Origin of the sequence: Tellurirhabdus rosea (assembly GCF_026278345.1) — a bacterium.
Lineage (GTDB): Bacteria > Bacteroidota > Bacteroidia > Cytophagales > Spirosomataceae > Tellurirhabdus > Tellurirhabdus rosea.
Window position 1 is genome coordinate 1,539,459 of record NZ_CP111085.1, and the last position, 24,948, is coordinate 1,564,406.

The window sequence follows — 24,948 nt, forward strand, 5'->3', positions numbered from 1 at the left end:
AACAAGTCATTGAATAGGCTTATAGCCCGCACTACATCAACAAAAACGGACCCGAGGTCCGCACCCGATATGGAATCATCAGCAATCTTAGAAACCCCCGTACAGGACTTCCTGCCCTTGAACGGAACCGATTATCTTGAACTCTACGTCGCCAATTCCAAGCAGGCGGCGCACTTCTTCCAGACGGCTTTCGGCTTCCAGCCACTGGCGTACGCCGGACTGGAAACGGGCCTCAAAGACCGCGAATCGTACGTGGTGGTTCAGGACAAAATCCGCCTCGTGCTGACCTCCCCGCTGCACGGCGGCACCGAAATCGGCAAGCATATCGACGAGCACGGCGACGGCGTCCGGGTCGTGGCCCTCTGGGTCGATGATGCGACCAGAGCCTTCGAAGAAACCACGCAGCGCGGGGCCGTGGCGTTCCAGCGCCCGACCCGCTCGGAGGATGAACATGGATACGTGGTCGTTTCGGGCATTCATACCTACGGCGACACGGTACACATGTTTGTGGAGCGCAACGGGTACAGCGGCGTTTTTCTGCCCGGTTACCGTGCCTGGAACCCGCAGTACGGGCCGTCGGAAGTGGGGTTGCGCTACGTCGATCACATGGTCGGCAACGTGGGCTGGAACGAGATGAACACCTGGGTAAACTTCTACGCCAACGTCATGGGTTTCAACCAACTCGTTTCGTTCGACGACAAAGACATTTCGACGGACTACACGGCCCTGATGAGCAAGGTGATGAGCAACGGCAACGGCCGCATCAAATTCCCGATCAACGAACCGGCGGAGGGTAAAAAGAAGTCGCAGGTGGAAGAATACCTGGATTTTTACGGCGGCTCGGGTGTGCAGCACATCGCCGTGGCTACCGACAACATCGTGGAGACCGTCATGGCCCTGCGCGACCGGGGCGTCGAGTTCCTGAAAGTACCGGACGCGTACTACGAGGACCTGAAAGAGCGCGTCGGCCAGATCGACGAAGAAATCGAAACGCTGCGCCCGCTGGGCATTCTGGTGGACCGGGACGACGAAGGCTATCTGTTGCAGATCTTCACCCGCCCCATCTGTCCGCGCCCGACGCTGTTCTTCGAAATCATCCAGCGCAAAGGAGCCAAATCCTTTGGAAAAGGCAACTTCAAAGCCCTCTTCGAAGCCATCGAGCGGGAACAGGAACTGCGGGGAACGTTATAATTTAATTGAGTGAATGAGTGATTGAGTGATTGAGCGGGCGCTGCATAGTGCCGCAATGTGCACATTCACTCAATCGCTCAATCACTCATTCACCCAATTGATATGCTTCAGGATTATTCCAAATACACGGACGAGGAGCAGGAAACGTGGAGAATCCTGTTCGAAAGGCAGATGGAGCGGCTTCCAGGCCGGGCCAGTCAGGCCTATATGGATGGTATCGTGGCGACGGGTTTTCCGAACGCCCGCATTCCGGATTTTGAGCGCGACCTGAATCCGCGGCTCCTGCCCCTGACGGGCTGGCGGGTGGCGGCGGTGCCCGGACTGATTCCGAACCGGGAGTTTTTCGAACTCATGGCCAACCGTAATTTTCCGGCGACGACCTGGGTGCGCCGCCGCGACCAGCTGGATTACCTGCCCGAGCCGGACATGTTTCACGACACCTTCGGCCACGTTCCCATACTGACCAACCAGCATTTCTGTGATTTTCTGGCGGCCCTCAGCCGGATTGCGCTTGGACACGTAGACCATCCGGAGGCCATCGAGATGATCGCCCGGCTGTACTGGTATACGGTTGAATTCGGGCTGATTCAGGAGCCGGAAGGTTCGGGCCGCGGACGGCTGCGGATTTACGGAGGCGGCATTCTGTCGTCACCCGGCGAAACGGTCTACGCGCTGGAAAGCAACCTGCCCGACCGGATTCCGTACGCGGTCGAAACGCTGCTGAAAACGCCCTACATCATCGACCGTTTTCAGGAACGGTACTTTGTGATCCAGTCGTACGAGCAGCTATTTCATTCGGTCTCCGAAATTGAGGCGAAGCTGGAAGAATTGCTGGTGACGTAGAAGACCCGGAACCGGGCGGACACTCAGATTAGGCACCGCTTACTCTGTTAACTCCGCTGAATACAAGTTCCTGATTAACTTGCGTCTTCAACCGCCGAAGCCTTTATGACGCATCCGTCTGACCAGCGAGCTTACTTTTTCAAGATTGATACGACCATTAAAAAGATTCGGAACGCCCTCCAGAAGCGTTTCAACGATGAAGGGTTTGACCTGACGGTGGACCAGTGGGTCGTCATCGACCATATTGCCCGCAACCCCGGCATCAGCCAGAACACCCTGGCCGACCTGACCACCAAGGACGCCCCGACCGTTACCCGCATCATCGATCTGCTGGTCAAAAAATCGCTGGTCGAACGGCGCACGGCCGAAGACGACCGCCGCAAGTTTCTCATTCACCTCACCGAGGCGGGGGAGCAGAAATACGGCGAGGTGCTGCCGGTGGTCGTTGAAATCCGCCGCCGCGGCTGGGGCGACCTCAGCGAAGAGGACTACCAGCATTTTGTGCGAATCATGGATTCGATTTATAACAACTTTAATGAATAACGGCAAAAGAATGAACCGCGGCGGATTGCAATGGAAAATGAATGATGAAGGTGGACTTGATTAAAGCGGAGTCCTCATGGCGGTCCCCGCCGCAGTTCATTATTCATCATTTCATTTCGGTCCGCCGCGGTTCATGATTCACTATGACGCTTCCCTACGGAATTTTCAGCTACGATATTGCCAGTCCGCGCGTGGGCGTCCTGGTGGACGAACACATTCTGGACCTCGAAATTGTGGGTCTGCTGGGCTTCTTCAACGACCTGCCGCTCGACCCGGCGGTTTTTGCCAAACCCGTTCTGAACGATTTCATGGCGCTCGACAAGGCCGTTCAGCGGGCCGTACGCGACCACATCATCGAACTGCTTACGCACCCGGACGCCAAACTGGAGGCCGTTCACAACCAGGTATTTATTCACCGGTCGCGGGTGCAGATGCATCTGCCGGTTCGGGTGGGGGATTACACGGATTTCTACGCCGGTATCCATCACGCCACCAACGTCGGCAGGATGTTCCGGCCGGAGGGCGACCCGCTGCTGCCCAATTACCGGCATCTCCCGGTGGCTTACCACGGCCGGGCGTCGTCCATCGTCGTTTCCGGAACGCCGATTCGCCGTCCGCAGGGGCAGTTTCCGGGGCCGGACCAGCAGCCCGTTTTCGGCCCTTCCAAAGCCCTCGACTTTGAGCTGGAACTCGGCATCGTGATCGGCAAGCCCTCCGTTCTGGGCCAGCCCGTGCCGGTCGAACTGGCGGAAGATCACATTTTCGGCTTCGTGCTGTTCAACGACTGGTCGGCGCGCGACATCCAGCGCTGGGAGTACCAGCCGCTGGGGCCGTTTCTGGGCAAAAACTTCGGTTCGTCCATTTCAGCCTGGGTCGTTCCGATGGAAGCGTTCGAGCCGTTTCGGGTGGAAGGTCCGGTGCAGGAACCGACCCCGCTGCCGTACCTGCGGACATCCGGCCAAACGCATTTCGGCATCGACCTCGAAGTGGCGCTGAGCGGGCCGGGCAGCGAGGAAACCATCATCAGCCGCAGCAACACCCGTCATCTGTACTGGAGCCCCGCGCAGATGATTGCGCACCATACCGTCAACGGCTGCAACCTCAATACGGGAGATATTCTGGCGACGGGCACCATTTCGGGCACCGAACCCAACAGCTACGGCTCCCTGCTCGAACTGACCTGGAACGGCAAACAGCCGCTCACCCTGCCCGACGGCACAACCCGCACCTTCCTGCAGGACGGCGACACGGTCATCATGCGCGGCATGGCCGTCAGCGGCGATCAGCGCATCGAACTTGGCGAAGTATCCGGAACCATTGGCGGGTAAAGATTTGAGGTTGGAGGTTAGGGTTTAGGGTTTATAGTTGCTTCGCTGGCTTCGTTAACTTGCCCGGCAGATTACCCTTCTAACCATAAACTATAAATCCCAAACTATAAACCCTAAACTTTAAACCCTAAACTTTAAACCCTAAACTCTCCTTCCCCCCTTTCTGCTGACGCATGAAAACCATCTCTCCGAACGACTTGTCCCAACCTGAATTTCACCGGCTGCTGATCGGCTCCGTCGGGCCGCGGCCTATTGCCTTTGCCAGCACCGTGGATGCGGCCGGGAATGTCAACCTGAGTCCGTTCAGCTTTTTCAATGTGTTCGGCTCCAATCCGCCGACGCTGGTTTTTGCCCCGAATCTGAACCGCCACGGCCACAAAAAACACTCCCTGCTGAACGTGGAAGAGGTGCCGGAGGTGGTCATCAACGTGGTCAATTACGCGATGGTGGAACAGATGTCGCTGGCGAGTGCCGAGTACGACCGGAGCGTGGATGAGTTCCGGAAAGCGGGCTTTACGGCCGTTCCTTCCGAAAAAATAAAACCGCCCCGCGTGGCGGAATCACCGGCGGCGTACGAATGCCTCGTCAAAGACATCATCACCATCGGCGAAGGACCCGGATCGGCCAATCTGGTCGTTTGTGAAGTCATTCTGGCCCATTTCGAGGAGGCCATTTTCAACGAAAAAGGCGCCATCGACCCGTACCGAATCGACCTGGTAGGACGTCTGGGCGGCGAATTTTACGCCCGCGCGCAGGGCGAGGCGCTGTTTGAGGTTGCCCGTCCGCAGAAAGGCATCGGCGTCGATGCGCTGCCGGAAAACATTCGGAATAGTACGATTCTGAGCGGCAACGACCTTGGGAAGCTGGGCGCGGTAACGGCGCTGCCGGGTGCCGACGAAGTGCAGCAATATCGGGAAAGCGGCGTGCTCGGGGCGCTGTTCGACGAAGCCCGCAACGGCTGCCAGTACCTGCCGGACCTGCTGCACCAGCGGGCCAAAACGCTATTGGCCGGCAACCAGGTGGCGGAAGCCTGGCTGGTTCTCCTCCAAATCCATTGAGGCCAGTTGATAACTAGAGAGATTGTAGAAAATCAAGAATTGTTGCACTTTACCGCTTCAATGCTTATTTTTCAGTAAACAACCTCTCTAAGTATGAATACACTGGATACTTTTCTCGCCCAGCTTGACCCGGAGGTTAGGGATTTGACCCTGCACGTTCGCCAGTTGATCCGCACCGTTCTGCCGGATGCCCACGAAGAACTTCGCCCGACCTACCGGACGATCGCCTACGGCCGGAGTCCGCGCATGACCGACGAAATCTGCTACATCTCCCTGCTGTCGACGGGCATCAACCTCGGCTTTCATTACGGCACCCAGCTCCCCGATCCGCACGGCCTCCTCAAAGGAACCGGCAAGCTGATGCGCACCATCCGCCTCGAATCCACCCAGGACGCTCAAAATCCCTCAATCCGACAATTACTGGAAGCCGCCCGGACGCACGCCAGTTTTTAAATTAAAAGTTAAAAATTAAAAGTTAAAAGCTGTCCGCCGCTGCGATAGACTCCACCCAGGTGTTGTTTAGCGCCTACTTTTAACTTTGAATTTTTAACTTTTCACTGCTTAACGCCCATCTTCCTCAAATACACCTCCATCGGTTCCAGGTCCATTTCCTTGCGGCGCTGGTTGAGGCTGGCCATGTCTTCGACCGGGTAGAGTTCCTTTTCCCCGCTGTTGTTGACACGGATCTGGGTGCCGTAGACCTGCTTCTCGCCTTTCTGCACTTTCACCTGATCGGTCAGGATGGCGGCGCTGGCTTTGTCGATGTCGCCTTTCTGCGCCGCGGCGGTGATCATGGGCAGGTATTTTTCGTGCACGGCGCGGTCGGTGCTGTGCTGAATAATCAGAAAAGCCACCTGGTCCAGCGGCTGGCCGACCAGCGCGCGGCCCGGATAACTGCCGGTCTGCTCAATGATCTGCTCGATTTCTTTCAGATGCTGGCGGTCCATCTCTTTGATCTTGTTCCGGGCATCCTGCGACTCTTTGGCGCCCCAGCCAAACTGGCGTTCCAGTTCGTCGTACCGGGCCCGCTCCTTCTGGTCCTTATCGTAAATTTTGGTCAGTTGATTCCGGACTTCGGCGGCGTTTACCGTCCGCTGGTTGCGCTGGGCGGCTGCCGGATGCAGCATCAGGGTCAGTATGGGAATGAAGAATAGTAGCTTTTTCATGGCGTGGAATTGGTTTGCCATCCCAAAAACAGGGGCGCATCAGGGTTTGTTTGGAAATATTAGTTTGCCGGGTTTCTCGCAGATTGGCGCAGCAATTCTGCGAGAATCTGCGCTTAAAATCTGCGTCAATCTGCGAGAAACCCGCCAAACTGCGAGAACCTCTTTTTCAAAATCCCACCGACGTATTATCCGCCCGCGGGTCCGAAGCTCCTTCCAGAGTACCATCCGGACGGACGAGAATGCAGTCCATGCGGCCGAGTGAATTGGTCAGCCGTTCGAGAGCATAGCCGCGGCCCTGCAGCTTCTGAACCGTTTGGTCCGAAAACGCGCCGGTCTCGAACGTCGTTTTGTCGGGCAGCCACTGGTGGTGAAACTTGAGCGCGTTGACCGACTGCTGCATGGTCATGCCGTGCTCCAGCACGTTCATAATGGTCTGGAACACGGACGTGATGATGGTGGAGCCTCCCGGCGTCCCGACCACCATGTACAGCTTTCCGTCCCGCTCCACGATCGTCGGGGTCATGGACGACAGCATGCGTTTGCCGGGAGCGATGGCGTTGGCCGCGTTGCCGATGAGCCCGAACATGTTGGGCACGCCCGGTTTGATGCTGAAATCGTCCATCTCGTTGTTCATGAAAAAGCCCGCTCCGCCCACAATGACCTTGCTGCCGAAGCCGCCGTTGAGCGTCGTGGTGATCGAGACGGCGTTTCCTTCCTTATCGACCACCGAAAAATGGGTCGTTTCCAGGCTTTCGTAACCGGGAATCGTCCCGCCGCTGACGGCCTTGCTGTCGGTCGCCTTCGCCCAGTTGAAATCCGCCCAGCGATTTTTGAGGTACTGCCGGTCGATCAGCTGCGCCACAGGCACTTTAACAAAATCAATGTCACCCAGAAATTTGGCCCGGTCGGCGTACACGCGGCGTTCGGCCTCAATCATCACCTGCACGGTCGAGTCCGAATTCCAGCCCCAGCGGCTCAGCGGGTACGGTTCCACCAGCCGCATGAGCTGAAGCAGCGCCACCCCGCCGCTCGAACTGGGCGGCATGGTGATGATCCGGTACGTTTTGTAATCGCCCACCAGCGGCTCACGCCAGGCGGAATGGTACTCTTTCAGGTCGTTTTCGGTGATGATTCCGCCACCGCGCTGCATTTCGGCAACCAGCAATTGCGCCGTTTCGCCCTCGTAAAAACCGGCCCGGCCCTGCTGCTGGATGCGGGTCAGAACGGCCGCCAGATCAGGCTGCACGAGCCGTTCGCCGGTCTTCCACTCGGTCGAGTCGGCTTTGATAAAATACGGCTTTCCGGGATTGACTTTCGTAAAAACAGCCCGGTTGCGGTTGAGGCCGAGGGCTTCTCGCTCGGTCAGGACCACGCCGCGCCGGGCCAGGTCAACGGCCGGCTGAAGGACCTGCGCCCAGGTCAGCCGACCAAAGCGCCGGTGCGCCTCCACCATGCCATCCACCGAACCGGGAACGCCGGATGCCAGATGCCCCGTGATGCTCAGGTTGGGAATGGGGTTGCCCGCCGCGTCGAGGTACATGTCCTTGTGGGCCTTCTGGGGCGCTTTTTCGCGGAAATCAAGGGTGTACGCCTGCCCGTCTTTGTCCCGGTACACCATGAAACCGCCGCCGCCGATATTGCCCGCCACCGGATACACCACCGCCAGCGCAAACTGCACGGCCACCGCCGCATCCACGGCATTGCCGCCCGCTTTCAGGATGTCCGCGCCGACTCGGGACGCTTCCGGGTGCGCCGAAGCGACCATGCCGTTGCGAGCGAGCACCGGCGGTTTTTCGGAATAGTATTGACTGGTGCGCGCCGTCGCGGCCGTTTCATTGTCGTAGCGGTAAACGCCCGTGCTTTCGCGAACGGTGGAGGGCGCCTTGGTCTTGCAGGCCACCGCCAGCAGCAGGGCCAGGTAGAGGAATTGTTTCATCAGATTGGCGTACAGGTTGTATGTTTCAGGTATTCTGGTTTGGCACCGGCCACAGCCGACGACGGGAATCATGCTCCGCCTTGCGTCGTTTGGCAGGTGCCGCATGTACAGATGCGACGACTTAACGTTGCGGCATCAATAAGCCACTAAACTACAAAAACAAACCAAACATCCTTTTGAATCGAACTTCCCTCCCAAACGTTTCCAATTTCACTCCGGAATTACCTACCTTCATTCCCTCAATCCATCAATCCGTCAACCCTTGAAATTCCTTCGTCAGACTTACGAAAGTTTCCGGTTCGCGTGGCAGGCGCTGCGCTCGAACCTGCTCCGGACGACGCTCTCGCTACTCGGCGTGACCATCGGCATTTTCGCCATTATCGCCGTCTTCACCATCGTGGATTCCCTTGAGCGCAATATCCGTGAAAGTTTGTCTTTTATCGGGGACAAAGTCGTATACGTCCAGAAGTGGCCCTGGGGTTTCGGCGGCGAATACCAGTGGTGGAAGTATTTCCAGCGCCCCGAGCCCAACATGAAAGAATACCGCTTTCTGTCGGAAAAACTGGAAAACGCCAGCGCCGTGGTGGCTATGGATTTCAAAGGCAACATCACCGTCAAAAACGGCAACAACAGCATCCGGTCGCTGATTCAGGGCACAACGCTGGACTACAACCAGATTTCGGACGTGCCGGTGACGCAGGGCCGTTATTTCTCCTCGCAGGAAATTGACGCCGCCCGAAACGTGGCGATCATCGGGGCCGACATTGCCGAAACGCTGTTTCCGAATCAGACTCCGGTGGGCAAAGAGTTCAAGATCAACGGCCTGAAATACACCGTAATCGGCGTGCAGGAACGCAAAGGCGAAAGTCTGCTGAATTTTGGCGGCAATCCGGACACCAAGTGCATCATTCCCATCGGGGCGTTTGCCAAAATGTACCATTCCATCAACCCGAGCATCGACATTGCCGTGAAGGGGTACGACTGGGACGAGGGCATGATGGAAATGGAGAACGAAATTCGGGGGCTTCTGCGGACCCGCCGGGGCCTGAAACCGCTCCAGGACGACAATTTTGCCATCAACCGCCCCGAGGCCGCGGCCAACGCCATTTCCGGAATTTTTGCCGTTCTGACGATTGCGGGCTGGGTGATCGGCAGCTTCTCCATTCTGGTCGGCGGGTTCGGCATCGCCAACATCATGTTCGTATCGGTAAAGGAGCGCACTAACCTGATCGGTATTCAGAAGTCGCTGGGTGCCAAAAACTACGTCATTCTGTTCCAGTTTCTGTTTGAGGCCGTGTTTCTGAGCCTGATCGGCGGCGGCGTGGGCATCTTCCTGGTTTACCTGCTGTCTTTCATGCAGTTAGGCAGCATCGACGTCGTTCTGACCACGGCCAACATCATGCTGGGACTCGGCGTAGCGAGCATCATCGGAATCGTATCGGGCATTCTGCCAGCCCTGTCCGCCGCACGCCTGGACCCGGTAATCGCGATCCGGTCGAAGTAATGTCTAGGGTTTATAGTTTAGGCTTTATAGTTGCTTCGCCAGGTCTGAATTTGCTGGCAAGCCCTAACTATAAACCCTAAACTATAAACTCTAAACCCCCAACCTTGACCTCCTAAACAAAAATTTACCAACAAAGCCTTTCGGATACCGGTTAGACATTTGAAAAGCCGCTGCGCTTTTGTTCATTTGTACGTACTACCATTAATCTGCCCTACGACTTATGCGAGGCATTGCCTATTTTCTGGTTTTCCTGCTCATCCTGGCCGGGATTTTTTACCTGCTCACGGGCTGGAGTTACAGCGACGGCGAACGGGCCGGCACCATTTCGAAATTCAGCCGCCGGGGCTACCTTTTCAAGACATACGAAGGCGTGCTGAACGTCGGTGGCTTCTCGGGCGAAACCGGTTCGCTGACACCGCAGTACTTTGATTTTTCGGTAAAAAATGACTCCGTGGCGAATCGCATCAACCAGGCCATTCGTTCGGGCCAGCGGGTGACGCTGCATTACGAGGAAAAGATCTTTAAACTCCCCTGGAACGGCGAAACCAAATATTTTGTCACCTCGGTTGACCTTGTGGATACGCCCAATCGGTACGGCTATCCGGGTCAGTCCTATCCGCAGCCGACTCCCCAGCCTCTCCCGCAGGACAATGAGCAGACGCAGCCTGCCCAACCAATCCAGCCGCAGGACGGCGCGGTTTACGACTCTACCAACGCCCTGTAGAAGTTGTCTTTTTTTCAGACAAATGCCATTTCTGCGAGAAATGGCATTTGTTCTGGGAAAATGACATATCGCAAAGAACCAGCTTTTCTTTTACAAGGTCCCGGCAAACCAAAATCATCTACAAGCCGTTCTCTCCTAAGCAGAACGGCTTTTTTATGCTCCAGACCGTCAAACCAGCTCGCGTATTTTCTGACGAACTCCTGACCCGTTACCGGCAGCTCGGCGATGCGCCGGCCGATGCCGTAATTGCCGCGATAGGCGAACAGATGGGCATCGGGGCCGTCCGAACGCTGATGAGCTGGCTGGGCGATACGAAAAATTTCGACACGAGTGCGCAGCCCGAGTCCGTCCGGCAGTTTTTCAGCGACTACCACCATTTGCCCGACTGGGCCGATTCCCGGCGGATGGAACAGGGCATGCGTTTTTTCGAGAAAAACACGCCCGCCATCGCCCTCACGCTTGGGTGCTACTCCCTGCCCTACTGCTACCTCGGTGCCGACGGCGCGCGGGTGCTCTGGCTCTCGCAGCGCATCCACAGCGACACCCGGAAGCGGCTGGAGGAAACGGGCGATTGGATTTTTTCGGTTACCCGGAAACGGAACTGGGAAAACGGGCGGGCCATTCAGTATTCCCTGAAAATTCGCCTCATGCATGCCGCGATTCGCTGGTTCACCCTGCACAGCGGCCAGTGGAACACCACCTGGGGCTATCCGGTCAATCAGGAAGACATGGCCGGAACGAACGGCGCGTTCTCTTACATTGTCATCCGGGGGCTGCGAAAATCGGGTATCGCGACGACGGAGGCGGACGAAGAAGCCTATCTCCATCACCTGAACGTGGTGGGTTACCTGCTCGGCGTGGCCGAAGAACTCCTGCCCCGGAACCTGCGCGAAGCCTTTCACCTCGACAAGGCCATTGCTTCCCGGCAGTTTGCCGCTTCGGAGCAGGGCCACGGTCTGACCAAATCGCTGCTTCAGGCCATCGAATCGCTGGCGCCCCCCACCCTACGGAACCTCCCGGCCGCCCAGATGCGTTTCTTCCTCGGCGACGAACAGGCCGACCTCCTTGGCGTTCCCGCAGTCCAGCTCGAAAAGCGACTCGTGGAACTGGCCCGTTCGCTGCCTATTTTCAGATTCGTTTAAGGTGTAACGTTTAACGTGTAACGCCGTTGAGTGCCACGAGGGTACGTTAAACCTTAAACGTTGAACCTTAAACGTTAACGCATTGTCCATTCTACAACAGGAACCCATCGCTGCTCTGGCTACAGCGCCTGGGATTGGGGCCATTGCCGTGATTCGGGTGTCGGGGGAAGGTGCCATTGAGCGCACGAACCGGATTTTTCGCGGAAAAGATCTTACCCAACAGGCTTCCCATACGCTTCATTTCGGCACCATTCGCGACCAGAACGACACGCTGGTGGACGAAGTGCTCATCTCGGTTTTCCGGACGCCGTCGTCTTTCACGAAGGAAGATGCGGTCGAAATTTCCTGCCACGGGTCCGATTACATCATCCGGCAGATTCTGCGGCTGTTGCTGAAGGAAGGCGTCCGGATGGCGCAGCCCGGCGAATTTACCCAGCGTGCGTTCCTGAACGGGCAGTTCGACCTGGTCCAGGCCGAAGCCGTGGCCGACCTGATTGCGGCGGATTCGGAGGCGACCCACCGGGCGGCCCTGACGCAGTTGCGGGGCGGTTTCTCCAAACAACTCAAGGCGCTCCGTCAGCAGCTTATCGACTTTGCGGCGCTCATCGAGCTCGAACTGGATTTTGGCGAGGAAGACGTCGAGTTTGCCAAGCGCGACCAGTTACGGGCCGTCATTCTGGACATTCAGCGCGTGCTGAGGCCGCTGATCGATTCGTTTTCGGTCGGGAACGCCATCAAGAACGGGATTCCGACGGTCATTGCCGGGAAGCCCAACGCCGGAAAGTCAACCCTGCTGAATGCCCTGCTGAACGAAGAAAAGGCCATCGTTTCGGATATTCCGGGCACGACGCGGGATGTGATTGAAGACGAACTGTTCATCGACGGCATCCGGTTCCGCCTCATTGACACGGCCGGTCTGCGTCACACCACCGACACGATTGAGGCCATCGGGGTGGAACGGACCCAACAGAAAATGCGGGATGCCTCCCTGATTATGTACCTGTTTGACGCGGGCCGGATTTCGTCCGACGACTTCCGGATTGCCGTGGACGAGCTGCGGACCTACGAAAAGCCGTACGTGCTGGTCGGCAACAAAATGGACCTGATCAGCGAAGCGCAGCGCCAGCAGTGGGAAGCCCTGGCCGGTGAGCGGATTCTCTGGATTTCGGCGGCGAAGGGCGAGCGCATCGACGCCCTCCGCCACGCGCTTGCCGAGCGGGTAAAAACCGACCGGTCGGTCACGACCGGCAGCGCCGTGGTGACCAACCTCCGCCATTACGAACACCTGACCGGCACCGAAGCCGCTCTCGCCCGCGTGCTGACCGGCCTCGACTCCGGCGTCACCCCCGACTGGCTGGCGATAGACCTGCGCGACGCCCTGCGGCATCTGGGCGAGCTGACGGGAGAAATTGTGACAGACGATATTCTGGGATCTATTTTTTCGAAGTTTTGTATCGGGAAATAAGCCATACTAACCCATACTATGCATTACTAACAAAACCGTCTCAAGCTCGCCGAAGCGGGCTTTTTTCGTTCCTTCACTTAGTTTCAAGTCGCTTTAAAATGGCGTAATTAGTATGTTTCGTGTACCTTTGTCGTACCTGATGGGCCACTAACCGACAAGTAGCCCATTTTTTGGCGAAACTATGCAACATATAGAAACATAAAGCAACGTATAACAACATAGACAAACATACTGCAACGATGAGTTCAAAAATTCGCCTAACACGTATCTGTCAGTATTGCGGAAAACAGTTTGAAGCCAGAACAACGGTTACCCGCTGTTGCAGCGATCAGTGCGCCAAACGGTTCTATAAGGTCAAAAAGCGGGAAGGGAAGGTCGAAGCCAGCAATGAAGAAACGAAGGCTATCATACAGCGGCCTATTGAAGAATTGAAGGGGAAAGACTTTCTCAGCATACAGGACGCCTGTAAACTACTTGGCGTTAGTCGCTGGACATTATGGAGAGCTATCAATAACCAAACGCTACTAGCGGCGAAGGTTGGCAGACGGACGCTCATCAGGCGGACAGACATTGACCGATTGTTCGAGACTCCTATTCCCCTTCAAAGACAAGAGGCAACTCAACCAGAACCAGCACTGGAAGATTGCTACGGCCTAACTGAATTGCGGGAGAAATTCAATGTATCGGACAAAACGCTCTATTCTCTCATTAAGCGGCACAACATTCCTAAGTACCGCAGAGGAAAATTCCTCTACATCGCAAAATCAGATATTGAACCACTATTAGACAGTTAACCCTTTACACGCTATGACTCAAGTTTCCTTGTGGGAGAAGCCACTAAAAGACGGCTGTAAAATGATTTATCTAACGTTCTGGCCTGAGATACCGGACCCTGATACTGGCAAGCTGACACGCCGTAAAAGCCTCAAGCTTACCGTTTACGCAAAGCCAAAAAACCAGTCTGAACGTGATTACAATAAGGAACAGCGGACAATTGCGGAACACGTTCGCGCCCAACAGCAACTAAATTTTAACAGAGGCGAGTACGGGTTTCTTCATAAGTCCAAACAAGAGGCTTGCTTCATTCAGTATTTTACTGAGTTGGTTAATAAACGCACTGGCTCTAACGGCTCCAACTGGGAAAGTGCATTGCAACACCTCAAAGAGTATGCAGGACATACGATAAAGATGAAGCATATTACGGCTAACTGGTGCGATGGTTTTGCAGACTACTTACTCAATGCGGATAACCGACATGCAACTGAAAAGACCCTAAACCGGAATACTGCCGTTAGCTACTTCGCCAAATTCAAGGCTGCGTTAAAGCAAGCCTACAAGGATGAATTTCTGGCCAAAGACATCAACGCTAAGGTCGAAGCATTAACACCTGAAGAAACACATCGGGAGTACCTCAACTTAGAAGAACTTCGAACGTTAGCACAAACGGCCTGTGAAGATGAAAATGTCAAAAGAGCGGCATTATTTACAGCCTTGACGGGTATGAGGCATTGTGATGTTATGAAATTATTGTGGGGACAAATTCGATATTCTGACGCTAACGGATATAGTATACAATTCCGACAACAGAAAACTCAGGGAGCGGAGAACTTGCCAATTTCACAAGATGCCTACGACCTGTTAGGGACACCTGGCTCACCACAAAGCAAAATCTTTCCCGACTTATATCCACATGCTTCTTACCGTAACCGAATAATCAAAAACTGGGTGGCTGCGGCTGGAATCACTAAGCACATCACTCATCACTGTTTTCGTCACACATTTGCAACCATTCAATTAACGCTTGGCGAGGACATTTACACGGTCAAAGAAATGTTGGGTCAAAAGAATATCAAGCACACGCAGATATACGCTAAAATTGTTGACGACAAAAAGCGGAAAGCCGCCGACCGAATTAAGCTTTAAACCTAAACTGATTAACAATGGAGAACGATTTTAAGCTTCAGCTTCAACAAAATATAATTTTAAATGAGATTTTACCTGACCTAGCCCAAATGACCTATTCACCCTATCGAGAGCACGTTGTATACCTCAGGCAGTGGCTAAGCTCCCCTCGTTTAAAGCATTTTGGCGAAAATAGTTACATATATCGTTGGCTTACCCAAAAGTACGAAAGGGCAAAAGAACAAATGTTTATTCAGGAAGGAGATAATCTTATGTTCGACCCATTGCTATCCGCAGCCCAGAATGGACCACGACCCGAAAATACTAGTCAGACATCCGGTAGTCTGAACGCTGAGAGTGACCCATTTAAGCGTAGTACATTTGGGCAGAGGTCCAAAATTTTAGCTTACATATACTTATGCGAGTGTGGACTCGAACAGGAAATTACTAGAATCAACGGTTCTGAGTATGCCGAAAAGTTTGGTTCCAGTAGCGGTGATGCCATATATAACAATTTCAAGAAATATGCCCCTAGGAAAGAACGCACAGCATCCGATGGAAAAAACAAAGGGAAATTAAAGCACTTTCAGGAGGCTATAAAGATTTTGAAGGAAATCAATAGAAGCGACAAGGCTATAGATATGGCGGAAAAAGACTACAATCTCTTTTTAAAGAATGCCCAACTAGACGAGTAATAATCAATCGCAACCGGTTATAGTCAAACATTGTAACCGGTTGCAACCAGTTACTGTATAAACCAAGAGATAGATTTGTACACACTTTAATTCTTTCATATGTACGAATCTATTTCTTTCGCCCAGTTGCCATCCGCAATGGTCATGCTTCTTAAAAAAGTTGACGAGTTAACGGCAACTATTCAGCACTTGCAGGGGCAAGAAAGGCATGAGGCTGAAGAACTGTTCGATGTAACTCAGACAGCCGAATACCTGAAACTGTCACCGCATACGATATATAAGCTTGTCGAACGAAGGGAGTTGCCCAGCTTTAAGCTAAATGACAGAAAACTCTACTTTTCGAAGGTGGAACTGACCAAATGGGTCAAGCAAGGTCGGCGAAAAACGAACGCTGAGATAGCCGCAGAAGCCAGCACCTACATTATCAACACTTCCCGCAAGTCTGTGTCTAAGTTTAAAGCCAAACGCTGATTACTATGGGTCAACTCGATTTTAATACCCCGAATATTCAGGACGTCTATAGCCCAGACCCTATGCCTGAGTACTTACAGATCCCTTTCACGGCTGAACTGCCACACCAGGAACACCAGGTCAGCGAACCCCTTCAATTAGGACCGGTCGGAACGGTTCAACGCAACACAGGAAACGATGACGAAGACCGACAGAAACCCTCTTTCAAGCGCAATATCGGGTCTGCCTTCCCTATCGAAGCGTTTCCTGCACCGCTTCAGAACACAATACGTGAGACGAACAAAGCTCTTGGCTTTCCAGTAGATTTTACCGGAATGGGCATCCTAGCCGCTGCATCTGCGGCAATTGGAAATACGTTCCAACTAGAGATAAAACGTGGCTGGTATACTACCTGCCCGCTGTACCTTGTTGTGGTAGGCCCACCGGGAAGTTGTAAGAGTCACCCATTGGCCTTCTGTATGACTCCGCTGCGACGGAAGGATAACGTATCATATAAAGCTTATTGCCAACAGCGGGATGAATTTGACCAGTACATGGCTTTGCCTAAGAGGGAAAAATCCGAAATCCAACCTGCACCAGTTAAACCTGCCCTCAGCAAGACTCTGATTTCGGACGTTACGCCGGAAGCACTGAATCATACGCATAAGAACAATCCACGAGGTCTATGCCTACATTCTGACGAACTAGCAGGATGGTTTGGCAATTTTAACCGCTACAACAGCGGCAGCGAAAGTAAGGTCTGGCTGAGCATGTGGAGTGGACAGGCTATTACCGTTGACCGAGTGGGTGGCGAACCCCTGATGATTCCGAAGCCATTCGTAACCGTTATTGGTGGAATTCAGAACGAGATACTTAACGACCTTTACAAGGAAAATCGCGAAAAGGACGGCTTCACTGACAGATTACTTTATGGAGCACCGGACGGCTTAGGTATGCAACCCTTCTCGGAAGCGGAACTGGAAGACAAAACCATACGCGAATATGAGGGTGTTATAGAAAGACTATTGACACTTCCTCTACCCTATGACGATGAAGGAAATTGCACTCCTCGCACTATACGGTTCAACTATGCCGCCAAGCAACGCTGGATTGAATGGTTTAACGAAAACACCCGATTGACAAATAGTCAGGACGATTCAGATTTAAAGGGGGTGTACAGCAAGCTAACGGTTCAATGTAGCCGTCTTGCCCTGATTATCCAACTCCTGAACTACTCCTGTAACGAGGCGAAGGAAGATGCTATCGAACTTAAGTCCATTGAAGGGGCAATCATGCTAACCGAGTACTTTCGTCATATGGCGCAAAAAGTCCGGCAAATCGTCAACGGTGAGAATGCGGCAAGTGAATTAACGGGATTGAAAAAGTGCCTGTATGACGAACTCCCTGAGGCATTCGAAAAGAAAGTGGCGAAGGACCTGGCAAAAAAGGTTGGTGTGTCTTCCGCTACACTAGGCCGGTTTTTAAAAGAGCAGCAGTTATTCGAGAACGTTCGTCATGGACATTATCAGAAAATAGGCTAATCACCTAGTGAGGTGTGATATTTTGATTTTATTGATCTTTATTCTGATAGCTAGAAAGTTACAATCAGGAAAGAGTATCACTTATTATCAAAATATCACCTTCATAAAAAATCGTGATTCGGCAGCATCCACCTAAATACCTGTAAGATATCCACATAGCTCGAATAATATCATATAATCGATATTATCATTGTAATTCATTGTTATCATTAATTTTCAAGGGTCCCTCCTTGACTAAATTCATGCGGGCGTCCTTGACCCCAAACTCAAGCTATGCAATTTCATTTTTGATTTCCGCATTTTTTCAACTCCTCACGGGCAGTATAAACAATAGAATAATTTACATAAATCTTGATTCACTAATAAATATACTTATTTTTCCTTATGAGAATTCTTGTAAAACTAAACTTCAAACATTTTAAAAAAAGTAAAAATAAAGTTTATATTTAAAGGCGAAAACATATTTGTTTAACTACTTACTTTAGATTTCTATTAAAGTACTCCATTAGCTTTCCAGTTTCAATTACTTCAAAAACTTTTGATTTTGCGTCATCAATTGTTTGGTATGTTTTGTAACTTCTTTTACCATTTATTGTAATAGAAAACATTTGTCCATTCATTCGAATTTCGATAAAATAACCTAATTGCTTAATTACTAAAATCTCTTCATTTTGTTTCCATCTACTTGAAGACAAAAACCTTTCCCTTCGCTCCTCATATCTTTGCCTCGACTCTTTTAAATTAGATGCAATATTTGAATCTGTTAAAAGGTCACAACAATGAGTCCCAACTTCGAGAACGCCCCAATCCTGATGGAGAATATAATAAATGTACCTAAGCGAGCTACCACAACATTCACATTTACCTACAAGATCTCCTAAGTCCTCATCACCAACATATTCCCACCCATGTTTAGGCATAATTAAGCCATGTTCGGCAGCGTGACAGCCTCGGCAAAGCGTGATGCATTCTTGAGTAGCATATTCCCAAGGATTCCGACCTCTAATGTATTTTTTATGATGTACTTGTAAGATAGTTTCTTCCTTACTTCTTCCACATACAGAACATACATTTCCATCAAGTTCAAAAACAGTATCACGAAAAACCTTCCATTGACTTTTTTTATATAGATTCATAAATAAGAAAGGATTTATTAATTTAAAACCAAATTAGAAGTAACATTTTATTAATAATACTATACCATTGAATTACAAACACGACTAATGACAAATATTTCTTATTACAAATGTACTTTTTTAATAAAAATTATTTTTTAATCTCAAGAAGTTTGGAGCAACAAATGAGTTATAAAAGTACTATTTTGAACTACATTTACATTAATTCCATTCACATCAGGCAAACATAGTATCTCATACTGAGAAACATTAAAGCAATTACATGTAAGAAAAGATGCAAAAACTCTTCCTAAGATTACAGTATCATCACCATAGATAAACGTCTTCCTTTGACTTTTCTTTTTTTTACTACCAACAACAAACTTTAATGCAATATCTTGCGAAACGCTATAAGAAGTGAGTAAACTTTTTTCAAAAAATGGCATGGTCTCATTTGCTCCGGAGTAGATTGAGACGATATCAGTGTTATCAGTTTTTTTTCTATTATAGTAATCTCTATTGTTTATGCCCCTATAAACTAAAATATTCCCCATACCCTGAACAGATATAGACTTTTTATATTTATTTTTCAAAAAGGTTTTCCACCTTTTGAACGCATTTTTTAATACTATGTTTGAATGCTTAATATAGGCCTTAAGTGAACTCGGGCTTATTAAGTCAGAATCATCAATTGAATATAAATTTAGCCAGTCGTACTTATTAAAGTAACTTTCAGGAATAGAATATTGCAGTTCATGCTTAACGAACTTATACTTTTTATTCAAATAATCTGGTTCCAAAGCCAGTATTGACTTGAGCAAAATTGCGTAAGCTTTAGTTGATTTAGTAGAGCTTTTGGCATAATCGCAAAGGCCTTCCTCAATTTTTAATAAGTCATTGAAAAAAATATTTTTTCTAGCTCTTCTATCAAACTGATCTCTACTTTTTTGAACTTCTTTACTTGTAAAGAACTCCAAATCCAAGACTTCATCGTAAAACTTTTCACTTTCATAGGGACCAGCACTAGGATTGGGCAAAAAATATTCTTCATATTCAGTCAATCCACTAAATGCATCCCTCGAATCGTCAAGGGGTTTTTGAAACCTTTTTTTCATGTTCTTAAAATATAATTTATTTAACAAACTTTATCAAGAGCATATTTAAACGCTTTTATTACTAACAATAAACTGTATTCCTAATAAATAGATTTTCGATTATTATATTATCAAAACTATATTTAGCTTGAATCAACACTTTAACTAATTATATTAATATGGTTAGACATTTTCCAACAAATCTTTGAAAAGTTTTATTATAAATAAAATTATAAAACTTATTTTGACCTAATTTAGCTCTCTAAAATAAGGTTTTAGTTTGTAGATTACAGTACCAATAATTTAAAAGAATCTAAATAAAACATTATTCGCTCTCACAAGAGACTCATTTTCAGAAAGTTAACGAATAATAAAAGCTAATCGGCTCGCTTGTGATTAAGTTAGCCATATTCACTATATTCAGCACATGGTCTTACTCAATACATTTCACGCAATTAGTAAACCATATCAAGGCATAATCCCTTAATAATCAACCAGATATTAGTCACCTATGCAAGTTAAAACAATTCAGCTCGCAGAGTTTATAAGAATATTTAGGCTTAAAGGCAGTAACATAGCATGGTTTACTGGCGCAGGAGCTTCGGTTGCCTCTGGGCTGCCCTCAGCATATGATATGATTTGGGATTTTAAAAGAACAATATTTTGTACTGAACAAAATATAGATTTAGCAAAGTTCAGCAATTTAACTCCTGTAAATCGACAAATGATACAGTATTATTTTGAAAGCCAAAGATACAATGGTTGTATTGATTGTCCGCCTCCCCTTGATAGTTTAAATGAGTATTCATACTATTTTCAAAAAGCATATAGTACTCTAGATCTAAGAGCAGATTATATAGAAAGAAAGCTATCTGACGCTAAGCCTACTTATGGTTATAAAGTGTTAGCAGGTTTAATGAAAATGGGAATTCTAAAGTATATCATTACTACTAATTTCGATAAACTTATTGAAGATGCTGCTGCTTTAGCTTATCAAAGCACTAGCAAACTACATATTTCTACTATTGATAATAATTATAGAGGTCAGCAGTTTATACAAAATCACAAGACACCACTACTTATAAAGCTTCATGGAGATTTTCATTCCCTATTCATGAAAAACACAACGGATGAATTAAAACAGCAAGACCTTAAGCTTAAAGACGCTTTTCAAAATATATGCTTCAATAACGGAATGGCTTTTATCGGATATAGCGGTAGAGACGAATCTGTTATGGATATGATAGAAGAAGTTTTAAACTATAGCTATTCATTTCCAGGCGGGCTTTATTGGTTCTATAGATCTGGCACCTCAATACTTGAAAGAGTGGACTCATTACTAAAAAAGGCTGCACAACAAAATACATCTGTATTTTTAGTCGAAATAGACTCTTTTGAGGAATGTTTTTCTTCGATAATAAAGTTGACAGATAATATACCTATAGAACTAAAAGAATTTCTAGAAACTAGCAACCGACGACTTATTAAAAACCCTATGCCAAATAAAGGTATGAAACCACCTATACTCCGGTTTAACGCTCTTGAAGTTAAGGACTTTCCAACTGAAGCTAGACTAATAATATGTGAGGCAGGGAATACGAAAGATATTCAAAACCAAATATCTTTGCAAAAGGTTAATCTTATATGTAAAAGAAAAAAACAGGGCGTAGTCGGCTTTGGTGACGATAGAGATTTTGGCAAAGTATTCCCAGAAAATATAAAAGGATTATATAATATTGAAGAGAGGCAGTTATACTATAATGATTCTTCAATGAAAGATTTAGTTTCAGAATCTTTACTTAAAGCATTAACCAATAATAGAGTTATTAAAGGTATTAGTAGGAAAGGCAAATATTACATTATCATACATCCTAATCATTTAACCTCTGAAGAGCTTATTCCCCTTCGTAATTTAAAATATTTTTCATATGGAAAAGAAGTTAGCCATAAAATATCAGGTACTGTTCCAGGCACGTCTTTGAAATGGGTTGACGCCCTTGAGGTTCAACTTGTATATAAACTTTCTACAATGTATTTATTACTTAATCCTACAATAAAGGTTGAAAAGACTGAAAACATAAATTTAAGGTTCAAGTCGGCATCTTTTATCAAAGAAGAAATAGCAAAGCGACTTAATGGTCCATATAATGCAATATTAGAGTCATGGATTAAAATATTATTCCAAGATAATACTGAGAACAAATTAAATGAAAAAGTTTTTTATGCCTTCAACGATATTTCAGGAATTAACCCGTCGTTTCGTATAGTTAGAAATACGTCTTTCAGCAAATCGCTTTAATATCATGCTAGAATTCCCTGGAAGTTTTATAACACCTGAGCCTTATTTATTGTTTGATTTTAAGAATCAAAACGCAATAAGTAAGCACCCTTTACTTGGGTTATTAAATTTTGGACCTTATAGCGAACACATAGGCTCTATACCTTTAATGCCAACCATCAGAATAGGGGCCATATACCCCGAAGGATATTATAAAATCATTAAAAATTTAGTATATGAGCTTTCAAAGACTCATTCACCATTTGAGAGAAAAGATTACTTACCGTCATTTCCAGGCTTCAAAGAAATTTTCAAAAAAGAGCTTTATTTATTAGAGGAAGAAAAATGTATACAATTACCTTTACATTACAATAAAGACAATAAACTGCCACATATTGCCCTTGCAGAACTGCTCTCAAAAGCTGTCAGACAGATTAGTAAACTTTCTTTTGAGTTTGACGTATTATTTATTTACCTGCCAGAATCTTGGTCAGATGCATTCGAATATCAATTAGAAAGATTTAGCCTTCATGATTATATAAAAGCGCTAACAGCATCATTCTATATACCTGCTCAATTAATAAGAGAAGGAAGCGCTATTTCTTATAAGTGTCGATGTAGTGTAGCTTGGAGGCTTTCTATTGCATTATACGTCAAATCTGGTGGAGTGCCGTGGAGGTTAGCTATACAAGACGAAGATACTGCTATAATTGGCCTAAGTTATAGCTTACGTACTAACCCTTTGAATCAAAATCAAGAGTTCCTTACATGCTGTAGCCAAGTATTCGATTCGGATGGTACAGGCTTAGAGTTTATCGCATATGAAGCAGACGATTATTCTAAGCACGGAGAGAATCCTTACTTATCCAGATTTGAAATGAGGAGAGTTATGCAGAAGAGTCTAAACCTTTACCTACAGAAACATTCTGGCAGACCCTTAAGAAAAATTATCATTCATAAAACAACACCTTTTAAAAAAGATGAAATTGAAGGTTGCTTTGACGCATTTCCACACAGAACGCAAATAGAGTTACTGAACGTTAAGCAATCAACTCCTTGGCGAGCCATTAACTTTGAATATTATAAGAAAGTTTCTGGTTATCCAGTAAATAGAGGTACAGTGGTCACGCTTTCTCACAACGAAGTCCTTCTTTGGACCCAAGGTCTTACCCAACTAGAAAGCAAAAGAAATTTTTACAAAGAAGGGAAAGGTATCCCTTCTCCTATTGCTATAGAGCAGTATGCAGGCTCTGATAGTTTGAATGAGCATTGCCGTATTATCATGGGACTTACTAAAATGAATTGGAATCATGACGCTTACTATGACAGACTTCCGGTTACTTTAGCTTATGCTTCAACTTTAGCAAATACATTACGTAGTTTACCAAGCGCTTCAAGCAACCTTTATCAATTTAAATATTTTATGTAACATTTAAGTGTCCTAATTTAAACTTCAGAATTCACAAAATAATCTCTTATTAAATCGTTTACCTTTTTTGATTTTAGGCTTTTTAATTTAGCGTTTATAGTATTAAAATCATAATACTCAACTTGATACTTTTTCGTACTTGAAGTCTGTTCAAGTGCTTTTAGTGCATTGTCTTCAAACCCTCCAGTTGACCAAAGTTCAAATTTGACATTGTAGTTATTATATACATTTTGCTCTCTAACCCATTTATACATAAACGGTATACGCTCATTTATCCAATTTTCAACATAATAATAGTCTAATCTGGCTTTTAACGCTTTACATTCTGCAAATACTATGGTTTGGTTGGAATAAAATGCAACTATATCAGACTCTTTCGAATTTAAATAATCTAGTTTTAATATTTTACCTATTTCTACTGTAGACGCTTTAGTACTATGATAATACGCTACAACAAATTCAAATAAATCTCCTCTTAAATTAATTGTTTTGCCACCTGACAATTTTTCAATTTTATCAATTACTTTTAGAAATTTTGAATTATCATTATTAATAATCTTTCCAATTTCATTTATTGATACTATTAAATCTCTTAAAGATTTTGTATACCCCATTCCAAATAAATAATCTAAAGTTCCAACAATTACTCCATGGTTTTTAAGACTATCAATAATCTCAATTGAGGGATTTTCAAGCAACAAGAAAGGCTGAAAAGAATAAAGTCCTTTTTGATTTTTAAGAAATTTGACTTTTTCTAAAAAAAACTTAATTATTTCTAAATCTTGAACTTCCCCTAGTACTATATCAGCTAATATATATCCGTATTTATTCTTATCTCTCATTACATTAATATAGGATACAGCCGTATATGACCATAAAAATTTCCCAAACTCTTTATAATTATCACCAGAATAATATGAAGTTATTTTTATACTTCTTGCCCAAATATTAAATTGATTCAATACTGTTGTTTTAGCTAGCTCTAAAGCTTTAAAATTCCTATACGAGTTACTTGTGTATGTATAAATTTTATTGTGAAGTTTAATGCAATCACCATCTTGTTCCAGTATTTGGACTTTTTTTAAAATTTCAATAATGTTGTTTACGTTTTTATGACCTTTTAAATTTTCAATTGGGTAAAAGCTATACACGGGTAGTTGTTTTGCTTCTATGAAACCGTGATTAATCTCGATATGCCTGATAATGGAGTAAACAGGTGCTGAATAGTCACGAAATGCAGACATTAATTTATCTACATATAAATCAGTGTTAAACTGACTTTGTAAGTATATAAAGGATTGATTACGAGAAAAAAAGCCTCCTATTTTCATTATAGGTGCATTAGCTCTACTTAACTTCTGCCGTATTGCTTCTTTATTTTCTTCTTTAATATCCAAGTGCCTATATAGTTCACTAGAGATCATAGGCCCAAATTCTTCAAGTACACTTATTATTTCTGTCACACTGGTCTATTATTAATATTATTATTCTTTAAAGGCAGACTTAACTCCAAAATTTATCAATAAGGCCCTGACAACCAAGAT

22 protein-coding genes are annotated in these 24,948 nt (G+C 47.2%); 17 read left to right on the forward strand and 5 right to left on the reverse strand.

What is annotated here, in order from left to right:
* Positions 1-69: 69 nt before the first annotated feature.
* The 6 genes from hppD (at position 70) to ORG26_RS06455 (ending at position 5,416) form a co-directional block, all read left to right on the forward strand.
* Positions 70-1,191 (forward strand): 4-hydroxyphenylpyruvate dioxygenase, encoded by a 1,122-nt coding sequence (gene hppD / locus ORG26_RS06430; protein WP_266367752.1) that lies wholly within the window; start codon positions 70-72, stop codon positions 1,189-1,191.
* Between the two features lie 87 nt (positions 1,192-1,278).
* Positions 1,279-2,034 (forward strand): phenylalanine 4-monooxygenase, encoded by a 756-nt coding sequence (phhA, locus tag ORG26_RS06435; RefSeq protein WP_407704827.1) that lies wholly within the window; start codon positions 1,279-1,281, stop codon positions 2,032-2,034.
* Between the two features lie 105 nt (positions 2,035-2,139).
* Positions 2,140-2,577 carry a MarR family winged helix-turn-helix transcriptional regulator gene (locus ORG26_RS06440; protein WP_266367756.1) on the forward strand — a complete coding sequence of 146 codons (438 nt, stop codon included), beginning with the start codon at positions 2,140-2,142 and terminating at the stop codon, positions 2,575-2,577.
* Positions 2,578-2,720: 143 nt separating this feature from the next.
* Entirely contained in the window at positions 2,721-3,905 is a 1,185-nt protein-coding gene (fahA, locus tag ORG26_RS06445) for a fumarylacetoacetase (protein WP_266367758.1), read from the forward strand.
* A 173-nt stretch (positions 3,906-4,078) separates the two neighbouring features.
* Positions 4,079-4,963: a flavin reductase family protein gene (locus ORG26_RS06450; protein WP_266367760.1), complete on the forward strand. Its 885-nt coding sequence runs from the start codon at positions 4,079-4,081 to the stop codon at positions 4,961-4,963.
* A 93-nt stretch (positions 4,964-5,056) separates the two neighbouring features.
* Positions 5,057-5,416: a DUF1801 domain-containing protein gene (locus ORG26_RS06455; protein WP_266367762.1), complete on the forward strand. Its 360-nt coding sequence runs from the start codon at positions 5,057-5,059 to the stop codon at positions 5,414-5,416.
* A 101-nt stretch (positions 5,417-5,517) separates the two neighbouring features.
* Here ORG26_RS06455 and ORG26_RS06460 read toward each other — a convergent pair whose 3' ends face one another.
* Positions 5,518-6,129, reverse strand: a complete 612-nt coding sequence (locus tag ORG26_RS06460; RefSeq protein WP_266367764.1) for a DUF6624 domain-containing protein — start codon at positions 6,127-6,129, stop codon at positions 5,518-5,520.
* 166 nt (positions 6,130-6,295) lie between these two features.
* A complete protein-coding gene (gene ggt / locus ORG26_RS06465; RefSeq protein WP_266367766.1) occupies positions 6,296-8,065 on the reverse strand; it encodes a gamma-glutamyltransferase in 1,770 nt (589 codons plus the stop codon).
* Positions 8,066-8,327: 262 nt separating this feature from the next.
* Between ggt and ORG26_RS06470 the strand changes: the two genes are divergently transcribed.
* From ORG26_RS06470 to ORG26_RS06510, 9 genes are all read left to right on the forward strand, one after another.
* The gene (locus ORG26_RS06470) at positions 8,328-9,569 is read left to right on the forward strand and encodes an ABC transporter permease (RefSeq protein ID WP_266367768.1); all 1,242 of its coding nucleotides are present in this window, start codon (positions 8,328-8,330) and stop codon (positions 9,567-9,569) included.
* A 220-nt stretch (positions 9,570-9,789) separates the two neighbouring features.
* Entirely contained in the window at positions 9,790-10,293 is a 504-nt protein-coding gene (locus ORG26_RS06475) for a hypothetical protein (protein WP_266367770.1), read from the forward strand.
* 155 nt (positions 10,294-10,448) lie between these two features.
* Complete coding sequence (locus ORG26_RS06480; protein ID WP_266367772.1) at positions 10,449-11,435, forward strand: oxygenase MpaB family protein; 987 nt, start codon at positions 10,449-10,451, stop codon at positions 11,433-11,435.
* Positions 11,436-11,523: 88 nt separating this feature from the next.
* A complete protein-coding gene (gene mnmE, locus ORG26_RS06485; RefSeq protein ID WP_266369337.1) occupies positions 11,524-12,900 on the forward strand; it encodes a tRNA uridine-5-carboxymethylaminomethyl(34) synthesis GTPase MnmE in 1,377 nt (458 codons plus the stop codon).
* 239 nt (positions 12,901-13,139) lie between these two features.
* Positions 13,140-13,694, forward strand: a complete 555-nt coding sequence (locus ORG26_RS06490) for a helix-turn-helix domain-containing protein (RefSeq protein WP_266367774.1) — start codon at positions 13,140-13,142, stop codon at positions 13,692-13,694.
* 13 nt (positions 13,695-13,707) lie between these two features.
* Complete coding sequence (locus tag ORG26_RS06495; RefSeq protein WP_266367776.1) at positions 13,708-14,823, forward strand: site-specific integrase; 1,116 nt, start codon at positions 13,708-13,710, stop codon at positions 14,821-14,823.
* 17 nt (positions 14,824-14,840) lie between these two features.
* Entirely contained in the window at positions 14,841-15,497 is a 657-nt protein-coding gene (locus ORG26_RS06500; protein ID WP_266367777.1) for a hypothetical protein, read from the forward strand.
* Between the two features lie 99 nt (positions 15,498-15,596).
* Positions 15,597-15,968 (forward strand): helix-turn-helix domain-containing protein, encoded by a 372-nt coding sequence (locus tag ORG26_RS06505; RefSeq protein WP_266367778.1) that lies wholly within the window; start codon positions 15,597-15,599, stop codon positions 15,966-15,968.
* Positions 15,969-15,973: 5 nt separating this feature from the next.
* Positions 15,974-17,488: a YfjI family protein gene (locus ORG26_RS06510; RefSeq protein ID WP_266367795.1), complete on the forward strand. Its 1,515-nt coding sequence runs from the start codon at positions 15,974-15,976 to the stop codon at positions 17,486-17,488.
* 476 nt (positions 17,489-17,964) lie between these two features.
* On the opposite strand, the gene ORG26_RS06515 is transcribed toward ORG26_RS06510, so the two are convergent.
* On the reverse strand, positions 17,965-18,624 hold the full coding sequence (locus tag ORG26_RS06515) for an HNH endonuclease (protein WP_266367797.1): 660 nt from the start codon (positions 18,622-18,624) through the stop codon (positions 17,965-17,967).
* A 143-nt stretch (positions 18,625-18,767) separates the two neighbouring features.
* On the reverse strand, positions 18,768-19,718 hold the full coding sequence (locus ORG26_RS06520) for a hypothetical protein (RefSeq protein WP_266367798.1): 951 nt from the start codon (positions 19,716-19,718) through the stop codon (positions 18,768-18,770).
* 490 nt (positions 19,719-20,208) lie between these two features.
* Between ORG26_RS06520 and ORG26_RS06525 the strand changes: the two genes are divergently transcribed.
* Positions 20,209-21,996 (forward strand): SIR2 family protein, encoded by a 1,788-nt coding sequence (locus ORG26_RS06525; protein WP_266367800.1) that lies wholly within the window; start codon positions 20,209-20,211, stop codon positions 21,994-21,996.
* Between the two features lie 4 nt (positions 21,997-22,000).
* Complete coding sequence (locus tag ORG26_RS06530) at positions 22,001-23,404, forward strand: argonaute/piwi family protein (protein ID WP_266367802.1); 1,404 nt, start codon at positions 22,001-22,003, stop codon at positions 23,402-23,404.
* A 17-nt stretch (positions 23,405-23,421) separates the two neighbouring features.
* Here the strand turns inward: ORG26_RS06530 and ORG26_RS06535 are convergent, their stop codons facing one another.
* Positions 23,422-24,867, reverse strand: coding sequence for a hypothetical protein (locus ORG26_RS06535; RefSeq protein ID WP_266367804.1), 1,446 nt, complete (start codon positions 24,865-24,867; stop codon positions 23,422-23,424).
* Positions 24,868-24,948 lie beyond the last annotated feature (81 nt).

Coding starts and splice junctions, on each gene's coding strand:
- hppD (WP_266367752.1), top strand. CDS start 70: ATGGAATCATCAGCAATCTTAGAAACCCCCGTACAGGACTTCCTGCCC.
- ORG26_RS06440 (WP_266367756.1), top strand. CDS start 2,140: ATGACGCATCCGTCTGACCAGCGAGCTTACTTTTTCAAGATTGATACG.
- fahA (WP_266367758.1), top strand. CDS start 2,721: ATGACGCTTCCCTACGGAATTTTCAGCTACGATATTGCCAGTCCGCGC.
- ORG26_RS06450 (WP_266367760.1), top strand. CDS start 4,079: ATGAAAACCATCTCTCCGAACGACTTGTCCCAACCTGAATTTCACCGG.
- ORG26_RS06455 (WP_266367762.1), top strand. CDS start 5,057: ATGAATACACTGGATACTTTTCTCGCCCAGCTTGACCCGGAGGTTAGG.
- ORG26_RS06460 (WP_266367764.1), bottom strand. CDS start 6,129: ATGAAAAAGCTACTATTCTTCATTCCCATACTGACCCTGATGCTGCAT.
- ggt (WP_266367766.1), bottom strand. CDS start 8,065: ATGAAACAATTCCTCTACCTGGCCCTGCTGCTGGCGGTGGCCTGCAAG.
- ORG26_RS06475 (WP_266367770.1), top strand. CDS start 9,790: ATGCGAGGCATTGCCTATTTTCTGGTTTTCCTGCTCATCCTGGCCGGG.
- ORG26_RS06480 (WP_266367772.1), top strand. CDS start 10,449: ATGCTCCAGACCGTCAAACCAGCTCGCGTATTTTCTGACGAACTCCTG.
- ORG26_RS06490 (WP_266367774.1), top strand. CDS start 13,140: ATGAGTTCAAAAATTCGCCTAACACGTATCTGTCAGTATTGCGGAAAA.
- ORG26_RS06495 (WP_266367776.1), top strand. CDS start 13,708: ATGACTCAAGTTTCCTTGTGGGAGAAGCCACTAAAAGACGGCTGTAAA.
- ORG26_RS06500 (WP_266367777.1), top strand. CDS start 14,841: ATGGAGAACGATTTTAAGCTTCAGCTTCAACAAAATATAATTTTAAAT.
- ORG26_RS06505 (WP_266367778.1), top strand. CDS start 15,597: ATGTACGAATCTATTTCTTTCGCCCAGTTGCCATCCGCAATGGTCATG.
- ORG26_RS06510 (WP_266367795.1), top strand. CDS start 15,974: ATGGGTCAACTCGATTTTAATACCCCGAATATTCAGGACGTCTATAGC.
- ORG26_RS06515 (WP_266367797.1), bottom strand. CDS start 18,624: ATGAATCTATATAAAAAAAGTCAATGGAAGGTTTTTCGTGATACTGTT.
- ORG26_RS06520 (WP_266367798.1), bottom strand. CDS start 19,718: ATGAAAAAAAGGTTTCAAAAACCCCTTGACGATTCGAGGGATGCATTT.
- ORG26_RS06525 (WP_266367800.1), top strand. CDS start 20,209: ATGCAAGTTAAAACAATTCAGCTCGCAGAGTTTATAAGAATATTTAGG.
- ORG26_RS06530 (WP_266367802.1), top strand. CDS start 22,001: ATGCTAGAATTCCCTGGAAGTTTTATAACACCTGAGCCTTATTTATTG.